General features: G+C 36.9%; 1 protein-coding gene. It reads right to left on the reverse strand.

Annotated elements, in window-relative coordinates; genetic code table 11:
• Positions 1 to 356: 356 nt before the first annotated feature.
• A complete protein-coding gene (locus tag U473_RS07680; protein WP_068725016.1) occupies positions 357 to 728 on the reverse strand; it encodes a hypothetical protein in 372 nt (123 codons plus the stop codon).
• Positions 729 to 917: the final 189 nt, after the last annotated feature.

Consider the following 917-nt stretch of genomic DNA (forward strand, 5'->3'; position numbering starts at 1 on the left):
AGCATCTCCTCTCAAGGGAAAAGAAATCTATTAAAACAAATCAAAATATAGTAGATAACGCCACTATTTAGGTAACTATTTCCATTAATTAAAACTTATCAAATATGAGATTATTTTGCATTATATTTTTGTTTTTCAAGTGTTGATTTTTATCTATTAGAAAAACGATTGTTGCTTAGTATGAACAAATTAAAGAAATCAAATGTGTTTCGTTAGCTCAGTTATAAGATAATAACACTAATAGCTTTTTTTGGTATCTTGGTTGCCGTTTTTCCCAACAAAAATAGTAGTCCACCCTGGTTCAATTAGGGGGACTACTACCTCTAATCAGACTAATTAGTCGGCCTTAGGTTGTACTAATCTTTTAATGCTGTGAACGATTCGCCAATTTTCCTTACAGCAGTGGCAATCGACTGGACAGCAAATGGATCCCAACTTTGATTTGCCTTTTCTAATGCACTGTCATTCGTAAAATCATTTAACCGATCAATAGGTTGTGTCCATTTTTGATCTCTCCATTGAAGCTTATATCCTTGACTACATTTAATCACAAAGAGGTGAAGTTCAGAACCTTTTGTTAGCACTCTCGCTTCAACAAAGGAATCAGAATGATTCTTGACTTCAATCGTCACAGGCCACTCCTCATCATATTCATAGATAGGTGTACCTGCGGCTTCCATCCGTTGCATCCAAGATGGGCTTGCTTGACACATTGCTTCTAGTATCATAGATTACTCCTCTCGGGTTCGGTTTTATTCATTCCCATTATAGAATTCTCCGATGAAAGGCGCAATATCTTGACGCTACTCCTCAATGAGCTTCTTGATTTTTAGATATTCCTCTTCTGTGATCTCACCTTTTGCATAATGATTACGTGAACTACCCGCCACCTACGCTTCGCTTAGAGATGGGGGCTT

It is taken from the genome of Tepidibacillus decaturensis (assembly GCF_001561915.1).
GTDB classification, from domain to species: Bacteria; Bacillota; Bacilli; order Tepidibacillales; family Tepidibacillaceae; genus Tepidibacillus_B; species Tepidibacillus_B infernus.